Raw genomic sequence first — 3,974 nt, 5'->3', positions numbered from 1 at the left:
TGAACAACGGCGAGTTCGACAAGGTCGTGGCGGCGCGGGCCGTGCGTCTGGCCGCCGACGCCTCGATCGATCCCGAGGCGCTCGCCGCCCGGATGATCGGCCGGCACGCGAGCGCCAACGGCTTCGCCGTCGACCTCACCGCAGCCGGCGAGTCCTACCGCGGTCACACCCTCGTCGGCGCGAGTCCCGAGATCCTGCTCAGCCGTCGCGGCGACGTCGTGACGTGCCGTCCGCTCGCGGGTTCCGCACCGCGCCGCGCGGAGCCGGACGCCGACCGCGCGGAGGGCGCGGGTCTGCTGGCATCGGCGAAGAATCTCGCCGAACACGCGTACGTCGTCGACTGGATCCGCGACGTCCTCGCCCCGCTGTGCTCCGACCTGGACGTGCCGGCCATCCCCGAACTGACCCGCACCGGCGAACTGTGGCACCTTGCCAGCCCGATCCGCGGGCGACTGCTCGACGCGTCGGTGACGTCGCTCGACCTCGCCCGCCGGCTGCACCCGACGCCCGCGGTGTGCGGAACCCCCACCGACCGCGCGCTCACCGCGATCCTCGACGTCGAAGGGGACCGCCGCTTCTACGGCGGTGCCGTCGGCTGGTGCGATGCGGCCGGCGACGGCGACTGGGTGGTCGCGATCCGCTGCGCCGAGATCGATGCCGACGGGACGTCGGCGCTCGCGTGGGCGGGTGGCGGAATCGTCGCGGCGTCGGATCCCGGCACCGAACTCGAGGAGACCACCACGAAACTGGGCACCCTGCTCGGGGCGCTCGGCGTGGACGCCCACGCCGCCGACCCCGCAGGTGATACCTTGACCCGGATATCACGTACGCACGAGTAGCACCGCGTACCGGCGGCTCGACCATGGGAGATCCGAGATGGCGAAGTTCCTTGTCCCCGGCGTTGCCAGCGCTGTGATCGGTGCAGTCGTCGGCGTCGGCGCAGTTCTCGGCGTCACCGCGGCCGCCCAGGACAACACGCTCCCGGACATCGACCGCTCCGGAAACGCCAACTCGTCGATCCTCAACCAGGTTGAGTACGGCAGCCGCTGAGCCCGGAGGCATCGCGCGTTCCCGCACGTCCCCCTCGTCCGGCGACCTCGCCGACGGGGGGCTTTCCGTCGAACCCTCGACTGAACCACTGACCCGGCGCTGGCTCTACGGCGCCGGGTTCGTCGCGTTGATCCTGTGCCTGCTGCAGTCCCCGGGCCTGGTCGTCGCCGACACCAAGTACGACCTCACCGAGAACCCGATCGGATTCCTCACCCGCGCCGCCCACCAGTGGAGCAGCATCGCCCCACTCGGGCAGGTGCAGAACCAGGCGTACGGCTACTTCTTCCCGCACGGGCTGTTCTTTGCAGCCGGCGAATTCCTGCACGTACCGCCGTGGATCACGCAGCGGATCTGGTGGGCGCTGCTGATCGTCGCCGGATTCTGGGGCATCATCCGTGTCGGCGAGGCCCTCGGCATCGGCAGCCGGTCATCCCGGATCGTCGCGGCCGTCGCGTTCGCGCTGTCCCCGCGGGTGCTCACCACGATCGGCTCGATCTCGTCGGAATCGCTGCCGATGATGCTGGCGCCGTGGGTGCTGCTGCCGGTGATCCTGGCGACTTCGTCGCCCGTGCGCCTTTCCGGTGGGCCGAGCTACCAAAAAGGCGCACGGGTGCTCGCAGCGCAGTCCGCGCTCGCGGTCGCGCTCATGGGCGCCGTCAACGCCGTCGCCACCGCCGCCGCCTGTCTCGTCGCGGGCCTCTGGTGGATCGCGCACCGCCCCAACCGGCGCTGGTGGGTCTTCACCGCGTGGTGGGTCCCGTCCCTGCTGCTGGCCACGCTGTGGTGGATCGTCCCGCTGCTGCTGCTCGGCCGGGTGAGTCCGCCGTTCCTCGACTACATCGAATCGTCGGGTGTCACGACGCAGTGGACGTCGCTGACGGAGGTGCTGCGCGGCACCGACAGCTGGACGCCGTTCGTCTCCCCCGAGCGCGTCGCCGGCACGGTGCTGGTGACGCAGCCCGTCGCGGTCGTCGCCACCGGCCTGATCGCCGCGGCCGGCCTGGCCGGGCTGTGCATGCGCCGGATGCCCGCGAAGGGGCGGCTCACCCTGATCCTGCTGGTCGGCATCGCCGGGCTCGGCGCCGGCTACATCGGCGAACTGGGATCCCCGATCGCCGACCAGGTCCGCGCGTTCCTCGACGGCACCGGCGCCCCGCTGCGCAACGTGCACAAGCTCGAGCCGCTCGTCCGGCTGCCGCTGGTCCTCGGGCTGGCGCACCTGCTCGCAAGGGTGCCGCTACCCGGGTCGGTGCCGGTCCGCCGCTGGCGCACCGCGTTCGCGCACCCAGAACGCGAGCCGCTGGTAGCGGTGACGACCTTGCTGCTCGTGGCGCTCACCCTCACGACGTCGCTCGCGTGGTCCGGCAGGCTCGCCCCGCGCGGCGCGTACGACCAGGTGCCGTCGTACTGGCACGAGGCGGCGCAGTGGCTCGAGGACAACGCCGCCGGATCCGGGTCGGGTGCGGACGCCGAACGCGCACTCGTCGTGCCCGGCGCCCCGTTCGGTGCGCAGGTGTGGGGACTGACCCGCGACGAACCGCTGCAGGCACTCGCGTCCACGCCGTGGGCGGTCCGCGACGCCGTCCCGCTCGTGCCGCCCGGCGCGATCCGGGCGCTCGACTCGGTGCAACGGATCATCTCCGACGGCCGACCCTCCGCCGGGCTCGCCGACACCCTGCTCGGACAGGGCATCCGCTACGTCGTCGTGCGCAACGACCTCGACCCCGACACCTCCCGATCGGCGCGGCCGCTGCTGGTGCACCAGACCGTCGACGGCTCCCCCGGCCTCGAGAAGGTGGCCGAGTTCGGCGAGGACATCGTCCCGGACACCGTCGACGACGTGGTGATCGACAGCGACCTGCGGCCCGGCTACCCGGCCATCGAGATCTACCGCGTCACCTCACCCGACGGTGCGACCCCGCCCGCCGGGCCGTACGCCGTCGACCTGGACCGGGTGCCCGTCGTGCAGGGTGGCTCCGAGTCGCTGCTGCGGCTCGCCGAGAACGGCACCGTCACCGGGCCGGCGCTGCTCGCGTCGGACGCGGCGCGCGCCGGCCTCGACACCGGCTCGGTCACGGTCACCGACACCCCCACCGACCGCGAGACCGACTTCGGGCAGGTCGACAACCACAGTTCCGCGCTGCGCGGTCCCGACGACGAGCGCCGCACGTACAACGCGGTGCCCGACTACCCGGTCCCGGGCGCCGAACTGGTGCAGGGCGAATGGTCCGGCGCGACGGTCAGCGTGTCGAGCGCCGCGTCCGACGCCACCCAACTGGGCGGCACCGCACCCGGCAGCGGACCCGCCGCGACCGTCGACGGCGACCCGGCGACGGCGTGGCTGAGCAACGGCCTCGAGACCGCCCGCGGACAGTGGCTGCGCCTCGACTTCGACACCCCGATCACCCGCGGCATGCTGCACCTGACGACGAGCCCCGCCGCGTTCGGTCCGCCCGTGAAGTGGATCCGGGTGGAGACCCCCAACGGCTCGACGTCGGTCCGGGTCGACGAGCCCGGAAAACCGGTCGACGTGTCGCTGCCGTCGGGCACGACACCGTGGCTGCGGATCCTCGCCACCCACACCGAGGACGGCTCCCCCGGTTATCAGTTCGGCATCAGCGAGATCTCCGTCGACGACTACTCCACCGGCACCGCACTGCCCGTCCCGATCGTCCACCGCACCGTGCTGCCGGCGACGCCCGCCGGCGCGCAGGTGCGCGGCTGGGACCTGGGGCAGGAACTGCCCGGACGCGCGGGCTGCGCGGACGGCCCGGACCGCGTGCACTGCAGCGGCTCGCTGGTCCTGCCGCCCGAGGAACCCGGCACGTTCACGCGAACCCTGTCGGTACCCGAATCCACCAGCGTCACCACGCAGTTGACCGTCCGGCCCCGCCCGGGTGCAGAGCTCGAGAGTCTCGTCACCG

The 3,974-nt window shown here is 72.5% G+C and carries 3 protein-coding genes; all 3 read left to right on the top strand.

Going from position 1 to position 3,974, the window contains the following annotated elements; all coding sequences use genetic code 11:
* Positions 1–839 (top strand): isochorismate synthase (locus RT323_RS16250; RefSeq protein WP_313410293.1); only part of this gene is annotated, 839 nt, incomplete at its 5' end.
* Positions 840–876: 37 nt separating this feature from the next.
* The gene (locus tag RT323_RS16245) at positions 877–1,050 is read left to right on the top strand and encodes a DUF2613 domain-containing protein (protein ID WP_313410292.1); all 174 of its coding nucleotides are present in this window, start codon (positions 877–879) and stop codon (positions 1,048–1,050) included.
* On the top strand, positions 1,031–3,974 hold a 2,944-nt coding region (locus RT323_RS16240; RefSeq protein WP_313410290.1), incomplete at its 3' end, for a DUF3367 domain-containing protein. The genes RT323_RS16245 and RT323_RS16240, both read left to right, overlap by 20 nt.

Origin of the sequence: Aeromicrobium sp. (assembly GCF_032084975.1) — a bacterium.
Lineage (GTDB): Bacteria > Actinomycetota > Actinomycetes > Propionibacteriales > Nocardioidaceae > Aeromicrobium.
Note: the sequence above shows the minus strand (reverse complement) of the source record. Positions and strands in the feature narration are given on the sequence as shown.

What these genes read in the sequence shown, in the direction of transcription:
- RT323_RS16245 (WP_313410292.1), top strand. Translation starts at nt 877, where the DNA reads ATGGCGAAGTTCCTTGTCCCCGGCGTTGCCAGCGCTGTGATCGGTGCA.